Genomic DNA, 1,390 nt, shown 5'->3' with positions numbered 1-1,390 from the left:
GCCTGGCCGGGCGCCCGCCGGACACCGGCCCGCAGCGCGACCAGCCGCCAGAGCGCGCCCGGCAGCGACACCGGCGACGCCACGGCCCACAGCCGGGCGGCCGCGTCGAGGCCCTCGTCGGTGTCGACCGCCGCGACCATCCGCTCGCCCGCGGCGGGGTCGCTTCCGTCGCGCAGCCGCTGGACGACGGCCTGCGCGCTCGTGTGCGCGGCCTCGAGCCGCTCGGCGGGGTCGGGTCCGGGGACCGCGTTGGCGGCGGCCATCGACAGCGACGCCGGCCGTCGGGGGTTGACCGTCACGTCGAGGGCACCCGCGTCCGGTCCGCGAGCAGCTGCCGGGCGGCGGCGGCGACCACGTCGGCGGCCTGCGCCAGCCGGGTCCGGCCGTCCGGGGCGTGCGCGGTCGGGCTGAGGTAACCGCCGGGACCGATGTGGGTGGCGAAGTCGTGCCGGCGCACCACGACGGTGCCGGCCACCTTGGCGCGCCGCCAGGCCCCGACGCCGAGCGCCGTCCAGCGGGAGGGGAACAGCAGCACGGGCAGCAGCTCGGCGGGGTCGCCCCAGCTGACCACCGAGTGGACCCGGCGCACCCCGTCCAGGTCGGCGCCGCCGTCGGCGAAGGCGCCGAGCGTGACGACGTCCAGCGGGGCGCCGCCCAGCGACCGCGCCACCTCCGAGGCGACCCGCAGGGCGGTCTGCGCGCCGCCGCTCAGCCCGACGAGCACGACCGGCGCGCCGCTGCCGACGGCGTAGCCCGCGGCGACCAGGTGCTGCACGACGTGGCGGGTGTGCTCCTCGGCCAGCCGCTCGCGGTAGCGCGGGTCGACCGCGACCACGGCCTCCCACACGCCGCGGACCAGGGTGGTGACGGGGGAGAGCCGGTGCAGCCGGCGCCACATCCGCCCGGTGACCGGGCGGTTCCACGCGGGCTCCTGCGTGACGTCGTTCGGCATGAGCGACAGCACGACCGTCCAGCGGGGCAGCCGCTCGGCGAGCGCCGCGGCGAGGCCACGGCCGACGGGTGTGGTCCGGCGCTCGCACCGGCCGACCCCGTCCAGGTAGACGACGAAGCCCTCGGGCCCGGCGCCGGTGTCCTGGACGTCGGGGCCGACGACGTTGAGCCGGGTCGCGGGCTGCGCGGCCGGCGGGCGCGGCGGGTCGGGCAGGAGCGCGTCCAGGGTGCGCTCGACCGCCGCGCCGACCGTGGCGTGGACGAGCCCGTGCACCGCGACCCCGACACCCGCCCGCACGGCGGCCAGGGACGGGTCCCGGGTGCCGGCGGAGGCCCAGCGCCAGGCGAGCGAGGCGTCGCCGTAGGCCCCGGCCGCCGGCCCGAGCACCGGGAACGGGACCAGGGCGGACCAGCCGGCCCCGGCGCGCGCGGCCGGGCT

General features: G+C 80.1%; 1 protein-coding gene and 1 pseudogene. Both read right to left on the bottom strand.

Annotation, left to right across the window (positions count from 1 at the left end; translation table 11 throughout):
- Positions 1-299, bottom strand: a pseudogene (locus WCS02_RS20310) (hypothetical protein); the annotation flags it as partial.
- On the bottom strand, positions 296-1,390 hold a 1,095-nt coding region (locus tag WCS02_RS20305), incomplete at its 5' end, for a hypothetical protein (protein ID WP_340296130.1). The gene WCS02_RS20305 and the pseudogene WCS02_RS20310, both read right to left, overlap by 4 nt.

The sequence above is a fragment of the Aquipuribacter hungaricus genome (assembly GCF_037860755.1).
Taxonomy (GTDB): domain Bacteria; phylum Actinomycetota; class Actinomycetes; order Actinomycetales; family JBBAYJ01; genus Aquipuribacter; species Aquipuribacter hungaricus.
The sequence above is the reverse complement of the archived record's forward strand: the minus strand, read 5'-3'. Positions and strand labels throughout refer to the sequence as shown.